The sequence below is a fragment of the Cupriavidus sp. 21MJTG02-4 genome (assembly GCF_057798975.1).
Window position 1 is genome coordinate 30773 of the sequence record NZ_JBYOJP010000017.1, and the last position, 19103, is coordinate 49875.

At 63.8% G+C, this 19103-nt stretch carries 17 protein-coding genes and 2 pseudogenes; 13 read left to right on the forward strand and 6 right to left on the reverse strand.

Annotation, left to right across the window (positions count from 1 at the left end):
• Positions 1-207 precede the first annotated feature (207 nt).
• The 3 genes from AC3FKH_RS27160 to AC3FKH_RS27170 form a co-directional block, all read right to left on the reverse strand.
• Entirely contained in the window at positions 208-1092 is an 885-nt protein-coding gene (locus AC3FKH_RS27160; protein ID WP_488678817.1) for an SDR family NAD(P)-dependent oxidoreductase, read from the reverse strand.
• A 141-nt stretch (positions 1093-1233) separates the two neighbouring features.
• Positions 1234-1398 (reverse strand): hypothetical protein, encoded by a 165-nt coding sequence (locus AC3FKH_RS27165; RefSeq protein ID WP_488678818.1) that lies wholly within the window; start codon positions 1396-1398, stop codon positions 1234-1236.
• Positions 1398-2402 carry a helix-turn-helix transcriptional regulator gene (locus AC3FKH_RS27170; protein WP_488678819.1) on the reverse strand — a complete coding sequence of 335 codons (1005 nt, stop codon included), beginning with the start codon at positions 2400-2402 and terminating at the stop codon, positions 1398-1400. Before AC3FKH_RS27170 ends, AC3FKH_RS27165 begins: the two co-directional genes overlap by 1 nt.
• Before the next feature lie 311 nt (positions 2403-2713).
• Here AC3FKH_RS27170 and AC3FKH_RS27175 point away from each other — a divergent pair, with 311 nt between their 5' ends.
• From AC3FKH_RS27175 to AC3FKH_RS27200, 6 genes are all read left to right on the forward strand, one after another.
• On the forward strand, positions 2714-3802 hold the full coding sequence (locus tag AC3FKH_RS27175) for a 3-ketosteroid-9-alpha-monooxygenase, oxygenase component (protein WP_488678820.1): 1089 nt from the start codon (positions 2714-2716) through the stop codon (positions 3800-3802).
• 13 nt (positions 3803-3815) lie between these two features.
• Positions 3816-4640, forward strand: a complete 825-nt coding sequence (locus AC3FKH_RS27180; protein ID WP_488678821.1) for an SDR family NAD(P)-dependent oxidoreductase — start codon at positions 3816-3818, stop codon at positions 4638-4640.
• 70 nt (positions 4641-4710) lie between these two features.
• Positions 4711-5541, forward strand: coding sequence for an SDR family NAD(P)-dependent oxidoreductase (locus AC3FKH_RS27185; protein ID WP_488678822.1), 831 nt, complete (start codon positions 4711-4713; stop codon positions 5539-5541).
• Between the two features lie 44 nt (positions 5542-5585).
• Positions 5586-6227, forward strand: a complete 642-nt coding sequence (locus AC3FKH_RS27190; RefSeq protein ID WP_488678823.1) for a nuclear transport factor 2 family protein — start codon at positions 5586-5588, stop codon at positions 6225-6227.
• A 33-nt stretch (positions 6228-6260) separates the two neighbouring features.
• Positions 6261-7370, forward strand: a complete 1110-nt coding sequence (locus AC3FKH_RS27195; protein ID WP_488678824.1) for an alkene reductase — start codon at positions 6261-6263, stop codon at positions 7368-7370.
• Complete coding sequence (locus AC3FKH_RS27200) at positions 7367-8977, forward strand: FadD3 family acyl-CoA ligase (protein ID WP_488678825.1); 1611 nt, start codon at positions 7367-7369, stop codon at positions 8975-8977. The genes AC3FKH_RS27195 and AC3FKH_RS27200 overlap by 4 nt, the downstream gene beginning before the upstream one ends.
• On the opposite strand, the pseudogene AC3FKH_RS27205 reads toward AC3FKH_RS27200, so the two are convergent.
• The 3 genes and pseudogenes from AC3FKH_RS27205 to AC3FKH_RS27215 all read right to left on the reverse strand — a co-directional run.
• Positions 8956-9348 (reverse strand): annotated as a pseudogene (locus AC3FKH_RS27205) (hypothetical protein); the annotation flags it as partial. The gene AC3FKH_RS27200 and the pseudogene AC3FKH_RS27205 overlap by 22 nt on opposite strands.
• Positions 9349-9463: 115 nt before the next feature.
• Positions 9464-9880, reverse strand: coding sequence for an MFS transporter (locus AC3FKH_RS27210; RefSeq protein WP_488678826.1), 417 nt, complete (start codon positions 9878-9880; stop codon positions 9464-9466).
• Between the two features lie 134 nt (positions 9881-10014).
• Positions 10015-11061, reverse strand: a complete 1047-nt coding sequence (locus AC3FKH_RS27215; protein ID WP_488678827.1) for an AraC family transcriptional regulator — start codon at positions 11059-11061, stop codon at positions 10015-10017.
• A 304-nt stretch (positions 11062-11365) separates the two neighbouring features.
• On the opposite strand from AC3FKH_RS27215, the gene andAc reads away from it, so the two are divergent.
• The 7 genes and pseudogenes from andAc (at position 11366) to AC3FKH_RS27250 (ending at position 18982) form a co-directional block, all read left to right on the forward strand.
• Positions 11366-12643 (forward strand): anthranilate 1,2-dioxygenase large subunit AndAc, encoded by a 1278-nt coding sequence (gene andAc / locus AC3FKH_RS27220; protein ID WP_488678828.1) that lies wholly within the window; start codon positions 11366-11368, stop codon positions 12641-12643.
• 1 nt (position 12644) lies between these two features.
• Positions 12645-13121 carry an anthranilate 1,2-dioxygenase small subunit AndAd gene (gene andAd, locus AC3FKH_RS27225; protein WP_488678829.1) on the forward strand — a complete coding sequence of 159 codons (477 nt, stop codon included), beginning with the start codon at positions 12645-12647 and terminating at the stop codon, positions 13119-13121.
• 12 nt (positions 13122-13133) lie between these two features.
• On the forward strand, positions 13134-13466 hold the full coding sequence (gene andAb, locus AC3FKH_RS27230; protein WP_488678830.1) for an anthranilate 1,2-dioxygenase ferredoxin subunit AndAb: 333 nt from the start codon (positions 13134-13136) through the stop codon (positions 13464-13466).
• A gap of 15 nt (positions 13467-13481) precedes the next feature.
• On the forward strand, positions 13482-14705 hold the full coding sequence (locus tag AC3FKH_RS27235; protein WP_488678831.1) for an NAD(P)/FAD-dependent oxidoreductase: 1224 nt from the start codon (positions 13482-13484) through the stop codon (positions 14703-14705).
• A 65-nt stretch (positions 14706-14770) separates the two neighbouring features.
• Positions 14771-16157, forward strand: a pseudogene (locus AC3FKH_RS27240) (MFS transporter).
• Between the two features lie 14 nt (positions 16158-16171).
• A complete protein-coding gene (locus tag AC3FKH_RS27245; protein WP_488678832.1) occupies positions 16172-17089 on the forward strand; it encodes a dioxygenase family protein in 918 nt (305 codons plus the stop codon).
• Positions 17090-17257: 168 nt separating this feature from the next.
• On the forward strand, positions 17258-18982 hold the full coding sequence (locus AC3FKH_RS27250) for an amidohydrolase (RefSeq protein WP_488678833.1): 1725 nt from the start codon (positions 17258-17260) through the stop codon (positions 18980-18982).
• The last annotated feature ends 121 nt before the right edge of the window (positions 18983-19103 follow it).

Here is a 19103-nt window from a genome sequence, read left to right on the forward strand (position 1 = left end):
GTGCGCAAGGACGCGCCTGTCGTGCTGTTCGCCGTCAATGAGGCGACCTGGCCGGCCTTGGCGGGCGAGCGGGGGATGCGGCCTTTATCGAGCCGCACAACCCGTTCAGCGAAACCGCTGGCAACAAGTGAGGAAGATCGCCCGGGGTTCTGCGCCATGCCGCTTACTACGGTCATGGCGCATCGTTACAGGACAGGGCGCTCCGATTCAGCGCTGCGAGGGAATGTTGCCGCCGTCGACGATAAGTTCGGTGCCGGTAACGTAGCTGGCCTCGTTCGACAGGAGAAAACGGACCGCACGCCCGATTTCGGCTGGGGTGCCCAGGCGCCCCAGCTGGATGCGACGCTCGAAGGTACCGGCGGGCAGGGCGTCAATGGCAGGCTGGAGCATCGGCGTGTGGATCTGGCCGGGAGACACCGCATTGATGCGGATGCCGTCGCTGCCAAGACTGTCGGCAAGCGAGCGCACCAGCGAGAGCAGGCCACCCTTGGAGGCTGAGTAAGCCGGAATCAGCGCATTGCCCAGCGTGGCATTGATCGAGGCGATGCCGACCACGGCTGCGCCGGCTTGCGCGCGCAGGTCAGGTAGCATGGCTTGCACCAACAGCGCCATGGCACGCAGGTTGACATCCAGAACCGCATCCCAACGGGCCTGTGTCAGGCCATCGATCCCGCTCTGATCCACCACGCCGGCAGCATGCACCATGCCGCCCAGCGGCGGCAGGGCCGCACGAGTGCGTGCGAGCGCGTCATCGATGCCGGCGGGGTCGCGCAGGTCGATGCCGATCCCGCAGGTTGGTACGTCGTAGCGCTCGGCAAGCGCGGCGGCGACCGCGCGCGCCTTGTCCTCCTGGATATCCCAGACGGCGACTGGCCGGCCGATGGCGGCCAGAGCCGCCGCGCAAGCCTCGCCGATGCCGGAGGCGCCACCGGTTATCACGACTGCGCTGGCCGGAGTGTTGAGGGCCACGCGCAAGTCGTCGGCGGCAGGTTGTTGGATGGTCACTTGGTATGTCTCCCGGATGTCATGGTTGGTCGTACAGCCGCGGTAGACGCGGCTGATCTCTGCATTGTTTCCGGTCACGCCGGACACAACATAGTCCAAACTGACTAAAACAACCTCGTCAGGGACTGTTTTCCAACCACGGCACCCGCCCGGGCGGGCCAAGCCGTCTGGTCCCATCATCCCGACGTTCAGCCGCCTTACCGGGCGGCCTGGGTGCTCCGGATCACGTCAGCCAAGCGGAATAATGCTGTGCAGGACGGTTTGCACCAGAGCCGCCTGCCGGGTCACGCCTGTCTTGGCAAACACGGCACGCAAGTGTGCGCGTGCAGTATTGCGGCGGATATCGAGTTCCTGCGCGGCTTCGTCCAGCGACAGGCCCTGGGTCAGCAACATCACGAGCGCCGCCTCCGCCCGGGTGAACCGAACATGTTGCGCAGCAGATCGGTCGAGGCGAGAGCCTTTTGCTCCGGGTCGCGGATGAACACCGCCACAGCGGGCTGGCGCGGATGCTGCGACCACGCTTGCGCGGCGATGGGGCGCACCAGTAGCCCCAGCTTGCCACGGCCGCCCTGGCGCGGCACGGACAGTCCGATCGGTATGCCGGGCTGAACTGCGTCGCGCAATGTCGTGGCCTGGCGGACCAAAGCCTGCAGCTTGCGGTTCTCCGGCGGGGAGTCGACCATCAACTGGCCATTGCAGACCATCAGGCCGTCCCTTGCCGCGAGGAGTTCGTCAGCCATGCCGTTGGTGGTGAGGATCTGGCCGGTATCGTCCAGGACCACCGATCCGATGAGCAGCCTGTCCACGGTGCCGGCATAGAGTTGCCGCTCCGACTCGGTCGTGTTGAGGTTTGCGTGGATCCGCACGGCGCGCTGCAGGTGAGGCACGATGCGCTGGCAAAGTGCCTTGTCGGTATCGGAGAAATCCTCACTCCCGTGCGGGCGGCACACCCGCAGGCGACACTCCTCCCCCTGCTCCGCACGGATGTCCACGCCCATAATCCGGAGCACGTCGTAGGGCTTGTTGAAAAAGCGATAGATCTCGCTCTCCAGCCACCTGGCCTCGCCGATCAGTTCGAAAACGGTCACAACCCGCCCGTTGGGCAAGTTGACGAAGGGGTCGATCGCATAGAAATGCTGCGCGTAGGCGCCGGTGCCGACGGTGGTATCGACCGCGCTGGAAGTGATCATCAGGCCGGGCGATGCATCTGAAGGCGGGCGCAACACCAGTGTCACGTAGTTGGCTGCGAGCAGGTGCCGAAGGGCATCGAGCAACGACTGCCATGGGATCTGAAGCAGCGGGCCGTCGTAAACCAGGCCGATCAGATCGCTGATCTCGTCCATGTCGAGCGCGGATTCGCCGGCGCGCCGGGCGTCGATCCAGGTGGGGCGTGTCATCGGTCTTGTCTCAATTCTGACGTGCAATGCTGCTTGGGCGTCGCACTATTTCGGCCCTTGGGTGCCACCGGCCTGCGGTCAGCCGCGAATGATAGCGGCTTGGTCCCGCCGTCCGCATTGGGTGTTTCCCCGGACGTTTGGCCCATACGATGGCTGCATGTGACGAAATGTCGTCCCAACAGACTAGCTTTGGGCCGGACGGCGACATGTCGCGCGCAAATGCGCCGAATCTAGTCCGTGAGGACCATGCCCGCGAACCTCCCCTGTCAAAACAATATACCCGTGTGCAAACAGTCCATCACGGAGCAGACATGGAAGCGCAGCAAACCTCGCAGACAATCCCGCCGGCCAGTCGCTATGCCCGCGGGTGGCATTGCCTCGGGCAAGCCTCGGACTACAAGGACGGCAAGCCCCACCGGCTCAACATCTTCGGCACGCGCCTCGTGGGATTCACCGGAGAGGACGGACGCATCCGTATCCTCGACGCGTGGTGCCCGCACATGGGCGCGGACCTGGCCCTGGGCGAGGTGAAGGGCAATGCCATCGTGTGCCGCTTTCATGGCTGGCACTGGAATGGCGACGGCGCCTGCGAGCACGTGCCGTGCGCCAAGCGCATTCCGCCCAAGGCGCGCACGCGGGCGTGGACGGTCTGCGAGCAGAACCACCTGCTGTTCATCTGGCACGACCCCGAGGGCGCGCCGCCGCCGGCCGAGGTGGCGGTTCCGCGCATCAACGCCTGCTTCTCGAGCGAGTGGACGGGTTGGACGATCCGCAAGATGGTAATCGGCAACAACTGCCGCGAGCTTGTCGACAACCTGGTGGACGTCGCGCATTTCGGGCCGGTGCACGGTTCACCGGCCGTCTATTTCTGCAACACGTTTGACCGTCACATCGGCTATCAGATGTTCCGCGGCGAAGAGAGCGAACTGCTTGGCAGTGGCCTGGTTGCTGACAGCGCGTACTTCGGGCCGGCCTACCACGTGACGCGCATGACCGCGGAGGTCGACGGCAACCCCATTGACACCATTCTGCTCAATTGCCATGTACCGATCGACTCGCATAGCTTCGAGCTGCGCTACGGCGTGATGGTCAAGAAAGTGCCGGGGCAGTCGGAGGAGCAGAACCAGCAGATGGCGCAGGCCTATGTCGAGCAGGCGCAGGCCTCTTTCTTCCAGGACGTTGAGATTTGGCACAACAAGATCCGCGTCGACCGTCCGGTGCTCAGCGACGCCGACGGTCCGGTCTATCAGCTGCGCGAGTGGTACCGCCAGTTCTACACCGATGTTGCCAACCTGCCTGGCGACCTGGACCGCAAGAAGGTCTTCGAGCGGCGCGACGGCACCTGGCGCACGCTGGATGACGTGCCGCAGGAGGCCGTGAGCAAGCTGCACCTGATCTGATCGAGGAGCGGTCATGCGACTGGAAGGAAAGGTGGCGCTGATCACGGGCGCCGGATCCGGCATGGGCCGGGCCATAACCGAGCGCTTTGCGGCCGAGGGCGCCGCGGTGGTCGTCGTCGATCGCGATGCTGGCACCGCGCAGGCGACTCTTGACGGAATCGGCAACAGACAGGGCATGGCGTGCGGCTGCGATGTTGCGGACAGCGCGGCGGTCGTGGCGCTGCACGACGAGGTCTCAAGGCGCTGGGGGCGGCTCGACATTCTTGTCAACAATGCGGGCATCGGGCAAGTGCCGGGAGACGGCTTCGAGCACTATCAGATGCGTGCGGCAGAGCGCGGGCGCCAGCTGGCTGCTGGCGAAACGCCTACGGTATATACCGACATGATTGTCGACCTAACCGATGCGGGCTGGCAGCGCGTGGTGGACGTCAATCTCAATGGCACGTTCTATTGCTCGCGCGAGGCTGTGCGGCTGATGGCGCGCGCCGGGGCCGGCGGTGCCATCGTCAATATCGCCAGTGTCTCTGCGCTTAGCGGCGAAGGCCCTCTCAGCTACTGCGCGTCAAAAGCAGCTGTGCTTGGCCTCACACGGTGCCTGGCGCGCGACCTGGGCCCGCGTGGCATCCGTGTCAACGCGATCTGCCCGGGCCCTACGCGCACGCCGATGATGCAGTCCATCAGCGAGGAATGGGCGCGCAGCCTGGAGAGTGCGATCCCGCTCGGCCGCATGGCCGAGCCAGAAGAGATTGCAGCGGCGGCGCTGTTCCTGGTGAGCGCGGACGGCAGGCAAATGACGGGCCAGACGCTGTCCGTCAGCGGCGGCATGGCCATGATTTGACGGTGCAGGCCTAGGGCAACGCGCTCGGATCGTTGCCCCGCCTGGAGATAAAGATTAAAGGAAGAACAGCATGCAGGTAACGGGACGATTGCAGGACAAGGTTGCGCTGATCAGCGGCGCGGGCACGGGCATCGGCGCCGCCACCGCCGCGCGCTTTGCGGCCGAAGGGGCAAAGGTGATGCTGTGCGGGCGGCGCGAGGCGCCGCTGCGGGCCGTGGCCGAGGAGATCCAGTCGCGTGGTGGCGAGGCCGCGTGGGTGCAGGCCGATGTGACCAGCGAGGCGGACGTAGAGCGGGCCGTGGCACAGACCGTCGCCCGGTTCGGCGGCTTGCATATCATGGTCAACAACGCCGTCAACTATACCTGGGGCGTGCTCGATGAGGTCAGCACCGAAGCCTGGCGGCAGTGCCTGAGCGGCAGCCTGGATGTTGCCTTCTTCGGCACGCGTGCGGCGCTGCGCGTGATGAAGGCGGCAGGCGGCGGCGCCATCGTCAACCTGGGGTCGGTGGTGGGGTTGCTCGGCAGTCCGGGGCTGTCGGCCTATGGTGCTGCCAAGGCGGGCGTGCTGAATTTCAGCCGTGCCGTGGCGCTCGAGGGCGCCGCCCACAATGTACGTGTCAACGTGGTGATTCCCGGTGTCGTCTGGAGCGAGGGCACGCGCGAGGCGCTTGCCAGCGAGGAAATCGCAAGCGGTACCGCACGCTCCGTGCCTTTGGGGCGAGTGGGTGAGCCGCAAGAAGTGGCTGACGCCATCCTGTTCCTGGCCTCGGACGAGGCCTCGTACATCACCGGACAGAGCCTGGTCGTCGACGGTGGCAAGACCTGCCGGCTTGACGTGGGCGCTACTGACTACGTGTCACAAACATCTGCCGAGCGGCGCACCGAGCCGCAGGCAAGCTGAGCGTATCCCCCTGAATGACGATGGAGAGAAAAGTGACAACAGACATGGCGCTGGACCCGGCGCGCACGGAATCGCTGCAGGACCGGCTTGATCGACTGGAGTCGATCGAGGAAATCCGTATGTTGCCGGCCAAGTATTCGCTAGCGCTCGACATGCGAGACCTGGACGCCTGGACCAGCCTATTTCCAGAGGACGTCGCGGTGGGGAAGGACCAGGTCGGCCGCGAGCACCTGCGACGCTGGATCGACGAAACTTTGCGCAATCAGTTCACCGTGACGTCGCACCACATTGGCGGGCACATCATCGAATTCCAGGATGCGGACCACGCGAGCGGCGTGGTGTACTCGAAGAACGAGCATGAGACCGGCCCGGAGTGGGTCATTATGCAGATGCTCTACTGGGACGACTACGAGCGTATTGACGGGCACTGGTATTTCCGTCGTCGCCTGCCATGCTATCTCTACGCAAGCGACCTGAACAAGCCGCCCATCGGCGACAGGAAGATGCGCTGGCCGGGCCGTGAGCCATACGAAGGTTCCTGGCATGCACTGTGGCCCTCGTGGAAGGCGTTCTGGAATGCCAAGCCAGGTGATTCTCTGCCCGGCGTCTCCGGGCCGGTCCCGCTGGATCAGTTCCTTGCAACGATGCGCCGCGGGTCCTCGCTGCCCAAGGTCCGCACGCGCTGACGCCACACCGAAACCGGAAGAGGAATAGAAGCGATGAGCACCACCTTGTTCGAGCCGCTTCGGCTCGGCGACATTGCACTGGCCAACCGTATCGTCATGGCGCCGATGACGCGCAGTCGCGCCGGTCCGGGAGACCTGCCCACGGAACTTCACCAGGCGTACTACGCGCAGCGCGCGGGTGCCGGACTGATTGTCGCTGAAGGCACCTACCCGAGCCGGCACGGCAAGGGGTATTGCCGCACGCCGGGCATCGAGACCGTCGCGCAGATGGACGCCTGGCGCGAAGTCACTGGCGCTGCCCGAAGCCAGGGGGCGGCGATGGTGCTGCAGCTAATGCATGCGGGGCGCATCGCGAGCCGCCACAACAAGGCGGTGGACGCGCAGACGGTGGCACCCTCTGCTATCCGTGCGCGCGGCACCATCTATGCCGACGGACATGGCATGGTCGAGATGGAGACGCCACGGTCGCTGGCAGGGCATGAAATCGTAGCAGTGATCAACGAGTACCGTCAGGCGGCGGTCAACGCCATGGCTGCCGGCTTTGACGGCGTCGAACTACATTGCAGCAGCGGATACCTGCCGATGCAATTCCTGCTTGCGTGTGCCAACCAGCGCAGCGACGGCTACGGTGGATCGCGCACCGCGCGTCTGCGCTTCGTCGTGGAAACGATCGAGGCCATGGCAGGGGCGATCGGCCCGGGGCGCGTGGGCTTGCGCATCTGCCCCGGCAACCCCTTCAACGACATGCGCGATGACGACCCGGCCGCTACCTACGGCGCGCTGCTAGATGCCGTGGCGCCGCTCGGGCTGGCCTATCTGCATGTGAGCCGCTCTCCCGATGCCGCGCTGGATGCTTTCGCGCTGGCGCGTCGGCATTTTGGTGGCGCGCTCATCGTCAATGATGGTTTCGACGGCGCGAGTGCCACGCGAGCCCTGGCCGACGGCATCGGCGATGCGGTTTCGTTCGCGCGCCATTTCATCGCCAATCCCGATCTGCCTGCGCGCCTGCGGCAAAGCGCAACGCTGGCCGCGTTCGATCGCACGCTGCTTTATACGCCGGGTGCGCGCGGCTACACGGATTACCCGTCCGCTGTGGAGCTTGGCGCGAGCGGCCAGACCGTTCAGGGGGGGTTGCAACGATGAGGGAGCCCTTGCCACAGCACCTGGATAGTTCAACGAATCCGGCGATTTCCACCATTCCTGACGCCTTGGCGCGCACGGCACGGCTGCATGGCAATACGGTAGCCATCGAGGAAGAAGACCATCTCATGCGCTACGGCGAACTGCACGAGGCGGCGTGCGTCGCGGGGCGAGCGCTGATGGCGCTGGGCCTGGAGCCGGGCGAGCGTGTCGCTGTCTGGGCGCCTAACCTGCATGAGTGGATCGTTGCGGCGCTCGGCATCCAGATGGCCGGGGCAGTCCTGGTGCCGCTCAATACGCGGTACAAGGGCGGTGAGGCGGCCGACATTCTCGCCAGAAGCGGAGCTCGCGTGCTGTTCAGCATTGCCGAGTTCCTTGGTGTCGACTATCCCGCTATGTTATGCGGGCACGCATTGCCCGCATTGCGCCACCACGTCATCCTGCGCGGCGAACGCGAAGGCTGCCTGACCTGGAAGTCCTTCCTCGCGCACGCAGAAGACACGTCCGCGGAAATGCTCGACGCGCGCGTGGCCGCACTGACACCGGATAGTCCGTCTGACTTGCTGTACACCTCCGGCACCACGGGCAAGCCCAAGGGGGTGATCAGTACGCATGGGCAGAACCTGCGCGCCTTTTCCGACTGGTCGGCTATCGTTGGCCTGCGCACAGGTGACCGTTACCTGATCATCAATCCCTTTTTTCATGCGTTCGGCTACAAGGCCGGCTGGCTCGCGGCGCTGATCCGCGGCGCGACGATCTTGCCTCAGGCGCAGTTCGACGCCGAAGCCGTGCTTGCGTGCGTCGAGCGGCACCGTGTGAGTTTCCTGCCGGGATCGCCCACGCTCTACCTTAGCTTACTTGCCCATCCGCGCTTGGACGCATACGACTTGTCAACGCTGCGGGTGGCCGTCACGGGAGCGGCATCGATTGCACCCGAGCTGATCCGGCGCATGCGCAAGGTTCTCGGCTTTGATGTCGTGCTGACCGCTTATGGACTGACCGAGTGCTGCGGCCTCGCGACAGTCTGCCGCCTTGGTGACGGCCTGCAGACCGTAGCAAATACCTGCGGGCGTCCGCTTTCGGACGTGGAGATCCGCTGCGTGGACGCTCAAGGCAATGATGTTACAGTTGGTGAGGCGGGCGAGGTGTGGATCCGCGGCTACAACGTCATGCGTGGCTACTTCGACGACGCAGCAGCCTCACGCGAAGCCGTCGACGACGCTGGTTGGCTGCATACGGGCGACATCGGAAAACTGGACGCCGCCGGAAATCTGTCGATCACAGGGCGGCTCAAGGACATGTTCATCGTCGGCGGGTTCAACTGCTATCCGGCGGAAATCGAGCACCTGATCGGCACGCATCCAGCGGTGGCGCAGGTCGCTGTTGTCGGTGTGCCCGATGCGCGCATGGGGGAAGTCGGCAACGCTTTCGTGGTATTGCGCGAAGGCGAAAGTCTCAGCGGCGAGGCCTTGCTGGAATGGTGCCGGCCGCGTCTGGCCAACTACAAGGTGCCGCGCTCCGTGGCCTTTATAGCGGCGCTGCCGACCAACGCCGCAGGCAAGGTGGTCAAGCACGAACTGATAGCGCTTCAGGCGATGGCTGGCACTTGAGCGTCCTCTCCGGGGAGGGGAGGACGCCCAAACCAGGGGGAAACGACCGACCACTCTTTGGCCAGGATGTAGCCCGCCTGTACCGCCGAAACATGGTGCGCCTTCACCATTAGCGGAATCGCCCAGGAGGTGAAGCCGAGGGTTCCCCAGAATGCACCGCATCCCGCCAGCGCCAGCGCCAGCGCCAGCAAGATGAACTTCCTAGTCAAGAGCGCGCTGACGCCTGATCGCACCTGGCCATGCGAGCCCGCTGTGCGGATGCGGGTCTCTTCCGACGGCAGCACGTCCTTGGATTGCGCCCGGTCACGAAGAACCGCGGCACAGATCACAGCTAGAATCACGGCAACCACGCCAAGGAGGCGATAGCTCGTGCGCCAGCCATATTATTTCCACGAGCGTCGGCAGGATCGCATTCGTTGAAATGACGGCAACCGATGACGCGCTCATGAGAAGCCCCACAGCCCTGCCGCGCTCGTTCTTCTCGAACTATGTCGTCACCAGCTTCACACCCGTGGCGTAGTCTGCGCCGGCAGTCAGGCCCATGAGCGCCTGCAGGACCAGGCCGATTTTCAGCGTCGGGGTATAGGAAAAGGCGTACGTCGCGACGGCAAGACCAACGAGCGAGGAGGAGAGTGCCACGCGGCCGCCAACACGGTCAGTAGCGAATCCACACACGAAGTTGGACAGGACGTAACCGACATAGAACGCCGTCACGAACATGCCAAGCGCTGCAAGCGGCAGCGACAACGATTGCCCCAAGGGAATTGCTAGCGTTCCCCAAGCGAGGCGACACACGGTTGAGAGGACGAGAGCGGCCCATGCAACCATCAACACGAGCCATCTGAAGCGTGAGCCCGCTGGGGTTGCATCCATGGACAACTGGGTGGTGGTTTCGGCATTCATCGAGTCTCCTGTCGGTCGTCATTGTCGGCATGAGCCATTGACGCTGGCACGCATGGCTTGCTGACAATGATGCAACGTTAGCGGACCGTACAAGGCACGCCGAACTGAAAACGGTGTTCCAGTGCTGGAACCGTTTATGCCTGACGCTTCTGCGTATCGCTCGGCAGTTCGTTGAAGCGCGCCGCGTAGTAAGCGGCGAAGCGGCCCAGGTGCCCGAAGCCGAGCTCCAGCGCCGTTTCGGTGATGCTGGCGGCCGGATCGAGCAGCAGCCTGGCGCGCACCGAGTCGAGGCGAGCGTTGCGCAACAGTTCCATCGGCGAGACGCCGAAATAGCGGTGACACAGGGCATTGAGCGAGCGGCCACTGATACCTGCGGCACGAGCCAGGTCTTCAAGGGAGACCGGTGCACTCAGGTGCGACTCGATATATGCGACTACCGCATCCATCTGGCGCGTGCCGCGGCTTGCCGGTTCCGGTCCGGACGGCGCGTGCAGTGTGGCCTGCAACGGCAAAGGCAACGGCGAGGCATCGACGGGCTGGTGCAAGAGCAGGAACAGGGCAAGGCTTCGCTCCAGGTGACCGGCCCATCTGACGTGAACCGCGGAATCCGGGCAGGAAAGCAAATTCAGCATCGAATGGGCGATCAGCTCCCACTGCGCTTCGAGCGCACGTGGCAGGAGAAATCCGGACGCGAGCGGCGCACGGTCGCTTTCGCGGCCCCCGGCCTCTAGCAGCAGGCTGTTGGGTACCTTGACGATCAGCTGCTGATTGCCGCGACTCCAGCGCAGGCGAACGCGCTCCTTAGGCGACAGCACAGCAGTACGGCCTTCGGCGACCCACAGCCGTTGGCCATCACACTCGATCTCCGCGCCGGCGCCGAGCGAGGTATGCACGAGGGAAAAATCATCGAAAGGTCGCGCGGTTACCTCCACCTCGGGACCGTAGCGCAACGCATAGATCTTCACGAGATCGAGTTGGCCCTTGAACATGGCCGCGTCGGGCGCTCCGGCTTTCCAGCGAAGCACGTGGTCGGTGAGTTCGCGGGCGACGTGGTCGTGCGCCTCGACGCGCACATCCGATTGAAACAGCGGATTGCCATAGAGCGTGGCGAGGACCGGAGTCCGTGGTGAAAGGGGCACTTTCTTGTCTCCCTGTTCGGGCTTTGCGAGGGTTTCCGTCATGGCACAGCGCTGGAACGGACGTGAGACCCGGGCTGGTCTGCAGGGGTCGGTTGCCCCTTTCCTGCGTTTCATATTGCCATAGCACCGGTGGCATGGGTACCGCAAGCAGGCGCCTTGCGTTCCGCGCCTTCCTGAACCGGACTGCCGGCACCGGATCCCCTGCCATTTTCGGATAGCCGATACGATTTCCGCCGGAAACGGATCGGTACACCGTGAAAGTCGACCAATTCCGGCTAGTCCGAACGGGCAGTGGATTCCTACACTCGGTCCATCGCCAACACACAAGAATTTTGCGGAGACAGCAATGTCAGACTCCCTACAGACAGGCGCATGCGCCAGCAACCGGCAGGTGTCCTTTCCACAGCCCGATGGCTCTTGCGTTCCCTACAGTGTCTTCAGCTCGCAGGAAGTCTACGAGCGAGAGCAGGAGCGTATCTATCGCGGGCCGTACTGGAGCTTTGTGGCTCTGTCTTGCGAGATTCCCAATCTCAACGATTTCAAGAGCACCTTCGTCGGCGAGACCCCCGTCGTGGTGACACGCACGGCCAGCGGCTTTTCATGCTGGGTTAATCGGTGCGCGCACCGCGGGGCAATGGTATGCCGCGAGAAGCATGGCAACGCGGCGTCTCATACCTGCGTCTATCATCAGTGGAACTATTCGTGCGAAGGCGATCTGCAGGGCGTGCCGTTCCGCCGTGGACAAAAGCAGGGAACCATTGCGCTCAGCGGCATGGCCAAGGCTTTCGATCCGTCGCAGCACGGCCTGCAGAAGCTGCGTGTGGAAGAGTATCGGGGTCTGCTGTTTGCCACGTTCAGCGATGCGGCGCCTCCGCTGGCCGACTATATCGGCCCCGAGATGCGTCCCTGGGTAGACCGGGTCTTCCACAAGCCCATCGTCTACCTGGGATGCACGCGCCAGTACTCGAAGTCGAACTGGAAGCTCTACTTCGAGAACGTCAAGGATCCGTACCACGCGAGCCTGCTGCATCTGTTCCACACCACCTTCAACATCTTCCGCGTCGGCATGAGCGCGCGCTCCATCCCGGATGCCGCGCACGGCCTGCATAGCCTCATCACGGTGACAAAGCCGAAGATGGACACCAACACTGCGGCGGCCTACACCGACCAGAAGATCCGCTCGATGCAGGACGGCTTCGAACTGGAGGACCCGTATGTACTGGGGCAGGTCCCGGAGTTCGAGGAAGACTGCACCAATCACATTCAGCCGCTCTTCCCGCAGCTGGTCATTCAGCAGATTCACAACACGCTGGTGGCGCGGCAATTGCTGCCCAAGGGCCCGAATAATTTCGAGCTGGTGTTCCACTTCTTCGGCTATGAGGACGATACCCCGGAACTGCGCGAGCTGCGCTTGCTGCAAGCCAATCTGGTGGGGCCGGCAGGCTACATCTCGATGGAGGATACCGAGGCGACCGAGCTGGTGCAGCGCGGTACCGTGCGCGACGGCGACAAGACCTCGTACATGGGAATGGGCCTGGATGCGCCCGAGCAGACCAACAGCAATATCACGGAAAACCTGATTCGCCGTTTCTGGTCCGGCTATCAGCGTGCAATGGGTTACTGATATGGAACACAACCTGCAACTATGGATGGAGATGAGCGCACTACAGCACCGCTATGTGCACGCCATCGACAACAACCTGCTGGAAATCTGGCCGGCCTTCTTCACCGCGGATGGCACGTACACCATCATCTCGCGCGAAAACGCCGATCGCGGCCTGCCCGCGCCGATCATCCACTGCCGTAACCAGAAGATGATGCGCGACCGCGTCGTCGCACTGCGGCACGCCAACATCTTCGAAGCGCACGGCTATCGGCATGCGCTCGGCGGTCTGGTGATCGAGTCCGTGGCCGGCGATGAGATCCGCATGGCCTCAAGCTATATCGTCGTCAATACCGGCGCTCTCGGCGACTCCGTCGTGTACCAGGCCGGTGTCTATCGCGACACGGTCGTCCGGCAGGACGGCGCATGGCGCTATAAGGAAAAGCGCGTGGTCTACGACACCTCGCGGGTCCAGACCCTTCTCGCAACGCCGATCTAGGAGCGCCTCACCATGAGCCATTGGCATGACGTCGGCGGATCCGACGAATTCATTGAAGATGAGCCGCGCGCCGTCGACGCGGCGGGCGTATCGATTGCCGTGTTCCGCGTCGGCGACGAGCTGTTCGCGCTGCACGACCTGTGTACCCACGAGCGTGTACCGCTGTCCGAAGGTTTTGTCGAGGACGGCTGCGTCGAGTGCCCGCTGCACCAGGGTCTGTTCGACCTTCGCACCGGCGCGCCGCGCAAGGCGCCTTGCGTGACGCCAGTGCAGACCTATCCGGTGCGGGTCGCGGAAGGGCGGGTGCTGGTCCAGGTGCTCCCGCCCGTGGTCGTGTCGGCCTGAGAGCGGGGGATTGCGATGCTTACGGATCCGACGACCATTATCATCATCGGCGCTGGGCAGGCCGGTGCCTGGGCGGCGCGCACGCTGCGCGACGAGGGCTTCGATGGCCGCTTGCTGCTGATCGGCGACGAGTCTCACCCGCCCTACGAGCGGCCACCGCTTTCCAAGTCGGTGTTGTCCGGTGAGGCGGCTCCGGAGAGCCTGCATCTCCTGAACGACGCCACGCTCGCCGGCTTGTCTGTCGAATGGCTGGCGAATGCGCGGGTGGTGCGTCTCGATCGGCCGGCCCGGCGCGTGGTGCTGGCCGATGGCAGCGCAATCCGCTATGACAAGGTCATCCTCTGCACCGGTGGCAAAGCACGCGAACTTATGGTGCCAGGGAGTGGACTGCCTGGCGTGCATTCGCTTCGCACCATCGACGATGCGCTGAGGCTGGGTCCGCTGCTGCGCAGCGGAGCGCGTGTGGCGGTGGTTGGCGGCGGCTGGATCGGACTCGAAGTCGCGGCAACCGCGCGTACGCGCGGTGCCGCCGTGACCGTGATCGAGACCATGAGGCGGCTGTGCGAGCGAAGTGTGCCGGAAGGATTGTCCGCGCACCTGCACGCCCTGCATGTAGCCCACGGTGCGCAAGTGCTGCTGGGGACAGCGGTGGCGGGCTTTTTTTCCGGCGTGGCAGGCGGACTTAATGTCGCACTGTCCGATGGCCGCACCATCCCGTGCGACGTCGCTGTGGTTGGCATCGGTCTTGTGCCCAACGACGAGCTGGCGCGCGAAGCGGGGCTGGACTGCGAAGGCGGCGTACTGGTCGACGAGCAATGCCGCACGTCCGACCCCGACATACTCGCCGCCGGTGACGTTGCTGTTGCGCGCAACAGCTGGGCCGGACGCAAATTGCGGCTCGAATCATGGCAGAACGCTCAGGAACAGGGCATTGCGGCGGCCCGAGCGGCGCTGGGCCGTGACGTTCACTACGATCCGCTGCCATGGTTCTGGTCGGATCAGCATGGCACAAACTTCCAAATTTACGGCATACCTGCGCCGTCGCACCTGGTCGTTGTACGGGGTGATCCTGCGGCGGGCAGCTTCATGTTCTTCTATCTGGAAGGCGACCGGCTGAAGGCTGCGCTCGGTGGCAATGCAGCGCGCGACCTGCGCTTCGCGCGTCGCCTGATCGAAAAACGAAGTCCGGTCAGACCGGAAGATCTGGCCGACGCCGGTGTATCGCTGGCCAAGCTTTGATGGTTGCCCCTGACAGCCAATGTCACACAGGAAGCGACAAAAAAGCATAAGGAAACGGAGGAGACATGCGACAAATCGATATACAGAGAATGGCCGCCGAGGCCAGGCTCAATGCCTTCCACTACCGCGTACTGATCTGGTGCGCGCTGATCATCATCTTCGACGGCTATGACCTCGCCGTTGCCGGCATCGCGCTGCCATCGATCATCAAGGAGATGGAAGTCGGCCCGACCCAGGCCGGCTTCCTGGTCAGCACTGCGCTGTTCGGCATGATGTTCGGCAATATCCTGCTGGGTACCATTGCCGACAAGATCGGCCGCCGCTGGGCCATCGCCGGTCTGCATCGCGCTGTTCAGCGTGTTTACCGCCGCTGCGGGGCTATGCAAGGACCCCATGCTGTTCGGCGCGGCGCGCTTCGTTGCCGGAATCGGCATCGGCGGCGTGATGCCGAACGTGATCGCACAGATGACTGAGTACGCGCCGCAGCGCATGCGCAGCACCATGGTGACGCTGATGTTCAGCGGCTATTCGGTCGGCGGCATGCTCGCGGCGGTGCTGGGCAAGAGCCTGATGGAAAGCTACGGCTGGCAATCGGTGTTTGTCGCCGCAGGGTTGCCGTTGCTGCTGATCCCTCTGGTCCTGAAGTCGATGCCGGAATCCGTGCCGTTCCTGATCCGGCGGGGCCGCACCGATGAACTCAAACGCCTGGCGGCCAGCATTGAACCGGGCTACCGGCCGGGTGCCGAAGACCTCTTTGTCGTCGCGGGTGCCGACGTGTCCGGCAGTGCACATTTGCGCCAATTGTTTCAGCAAGGCCGCGGACTGAGCACGCTGATGTTCTGGCTGTCGTGCTTCATGTGCTTGTTCATGGTCTACGCGCTCAGTTCCTGGCTGGCCAAGCTGATGGCCAGCGCCGGCTACAGCCTGGGCTCGGCGCTGACCTTCGTGCTGGTGCTCAACCTTGGCGGCATGATTGGCGCCATTGGCGGCGGCTGGCTCGCTGACAAGCTGCATATCAAGTATGTGTTGATCGGCATGTACCTGATGGCCGCAGTGTCGATCACCCTGCTGGGCCATCCCATGCCGACCGGCTGGCTGTACCTGCTGGTCGGCCTCGCCGGGGCATCGACCATTGGCACGCAGATCGTCGGCTGCGCCTACGCGGGTCAGTTCTATCCGAGCGGCATCCGGGCCGCCGGCATTGGCTGGACACTGGGCATGGGCCGTGGCGGCGCCATCCTGGCACCCATTGTCATCGGCGTACTGGTCGGCATGGGACTGCGGCTCGAGCACAACTTCATGGCCATTGCGGTGCCCGGAATGGCAGCGGCGCTGGCCGTGCTGATGATCCGGCACGCGCGCTCTGCGTCGGTCGCGGCCGCGCCGCTCCCGGCCCCGGCCAGTGCCGGAAGGATCGAAATTCCGCAACGTTCTGCAGATTCCAACATTTAAGGAGAGCACTCATCATGGCTGAATACACCCCTTCTGAACTCCTGGCGCTGGTCAACGGCAGCCAGGTCAGCGCTGGCGACGAGCGCGTGCGCGCCATCACCGCGCGTATCGTTGCGGACCTGTTCCGCACCATCGAGGCGTTCCACGTCACCCCGGCGGAGTTCTGGTCGACCATGCAATGGCTGACGCGCCTTGGCCAGGCCGATATGGTCGGCCTGATCTCGGCTGGCCTTGGTTTTGACCGCCTGCTCGATATTCTCGAGGATGAAGCCGACCAGGCGGCTGCGCGCGCCCAGGGAACGCCACGTGCCATTGAAGGCCCCCTCTACGTTGCCGGTGCGCCGGTGGCCCAGCGCGAGGTGCGCCTGGATGAAGGCAACGAAGGCAAGGGCGAAGTCCTGGTGATGGAAGGCCGCGTATTGGATCTGCAAAGCAAGCCCGTGCCGCACGCCAGCGTCGACGTCTGGCATTGCAACGAACTGGGACGCTACTCGCACTTCGACCCGGCGCAGCCCGACTACAACCTACGCCGCCGCATCGAGACCGACGCCGACGGCAACTACCGGTTCCGCAGCTTCCTGCCGCCGGGCTATGCGATTCCGCCCGAGAGCCCGGTGTCGGAACTGTTCGCGCTGCTGGGGCGCCACGGCAACCGCCCGGCCCACATCCACTTCCTTGTATCGGGCGGCGGCAAGCGTGCGCTGACCACGCAGGTCAACATCCCCGGCGACACCTTCTTGGACGACGATTTCGCCTTCGCCACGCGCGATGGCCTGGTCGTCTCCATGGAGAAGGTGGCGCACTCGCCCGAGTACGCCTCGCTCGGCGTGACTGGCCCGTTCACCCATGTGCGCTTCGACTTCGTGCTCCAGGATGCACTGAACGAAGTAGAAACGATTGCGGCCAGCCGCTACGCCACCGCAATGGCCTGAGCGACACCAGGGCGAGGCCGAACCGGCCGTAGAAATGATTGAAATATAAACAATCGTAAATAAATTAATTGCGAAAGGGCCATCCTGCGGGATGATCCGCTCGTTCCGGCTGTCGGCGACAACGTCGGAATTGCACACGCAAACAAGAAAGAAATGGAGGAGACGCGAATGAAACAAAGCACAAGCAGGGGAGTTCCGGGTTGGCTCGGTCTTGCGGCTATCGTGTTGTCGCTTGCAGGCTGCGGGGATGGCTCGTCCGAACCGGTCGCCGACGCCATTTACACCAACGCGAAAGTCCTGACCGTCGATGCCGGCAACGCTGTGCAACCGGGATTTGCCGTCAAGGATGGAAAATTTCTGGCGATCGGATCTGCAGACGTATTGGCCAAGCATCTCGGGCCTGCCACACGTGTCGTTGACATGGGCGGACGAACCATTGTCCCTGGGCTCAGCGACGGGCACTTGCATGGCGCGGGGGGCGGGCCTGGCATCGACCTGTCGCGTACGCGCAGGATTGAAGATGTGCTGGCAGCGGTTCGCGAGGCCGTGGCCAGCCATGCGCCGGGCGAACTGCTGCAAAGCAACTCCGACTGGCACGAGGCGCAACTGAAGGAGGTTCGACTTCCAACCCGCGCCGAGCTCGACGCGGCAGCACCGAACAACCCGCTGGTGCTGCACCGTGGGGGCCTGACGGCCATGCTCAACAGTGCTGCATTGGCCAAGTGGAATATCACCGCCAGTACAGCGTCGCCCGACGGCGGCATCATCCAGAAAGACAGCAACGGCCAGTTGACCGGCGTCCTAATCAACAACGCGCGCTCACTGATGACGCTGCCCGCGCCGCCAAAATTCGACACCGCGGCCCTGGATGAAATGCAGCACAAGCTCAATGCGTTAGGCCTGACCAGCGTACGCGTGCCGGGCATGTTCACGGGTACCGACGTGCCCTCTGCCTATGCCGTCATCCGCCAGCTCCAAGCTGCGGGCAAGCTGAGCCTGCGCTTCCAATTGCTGCTCAACGCCATGGCGCCGGTGAATTCGGCCGCGCAGATCAAGTCGATGATTGCCTCGGCTCAGCTGCCGCCCGGCTCTGGCGACGAATGGGTGCGCATCTGGGGTGCGAAGACCTCGGTCGATGGCGGGTTTGAAGGCGGCTACATGAGCCAGCCTTACAGCGAGCCATACGGTAAGGGCGGAACGTTCTTCGGACTGCCGCTGGTTTCGGGCCAGGCGTATCAGGATGTGGTGGGTGAACTGGCCCGGAACAAGTACCGCGTGGCTGTGCACGTGGTGGGCGATGCGGCACTGGACCAGGTTCTGACAGCGTGGGAAAGCCTCGACAAGGCAAGCCCAGGCGCCGTCAGAGGTTGGACAATCGAGCATGCATTCGTGGTTCGCAAGGAGCAGCTCAACCGAGTACGCGCCCTGGGCGCGAGGCTGTCCGTGCAGGCCCACCTGTACGTTGCCGCACCGGTGCTGTCGAAGTACTGGGGGCACGATCGGGCAGAACACGTGACCCCCGTGAAGACCTTCATGGACGCCGGCTTCCAGCTCGTCGGGGGTACCGATTCCGCGAACATGCCGGTAAATCCGTTCTGGGGAATGTATCACTTCATTACCCGCGACACGATCACCGACGGCATATATGGACCGGACGAGCGAGTAGGGCGCGCCGACGTGCTGCGCATGTTCACCATCAACTATGCCGACCTGAACGGCGAGGCCGATACCAAGGGCTCGATCGAAAAGGGGAAGCTGGCCGACTTCGTGGTGTTGTCGGGAGACTATCTGACCGTGCCTGAAGTCGACATCCAGAATCTCCATGCAGTTGCCACCTATGTCGGGGGCCGCCAGGTGTACCGCGATGCGGCTACTTCGGTTCCGGCCTATTGAATCCGAGGACCCATTAGGAGAGCTCAATGGTGCACCTACAATGCCTGCATGGCTTTAGATCCTGGGTCGGCGACGTCCTTCAACTGGCAGTGTTCGCCATGATGATGCCTTCGGCCTCGAG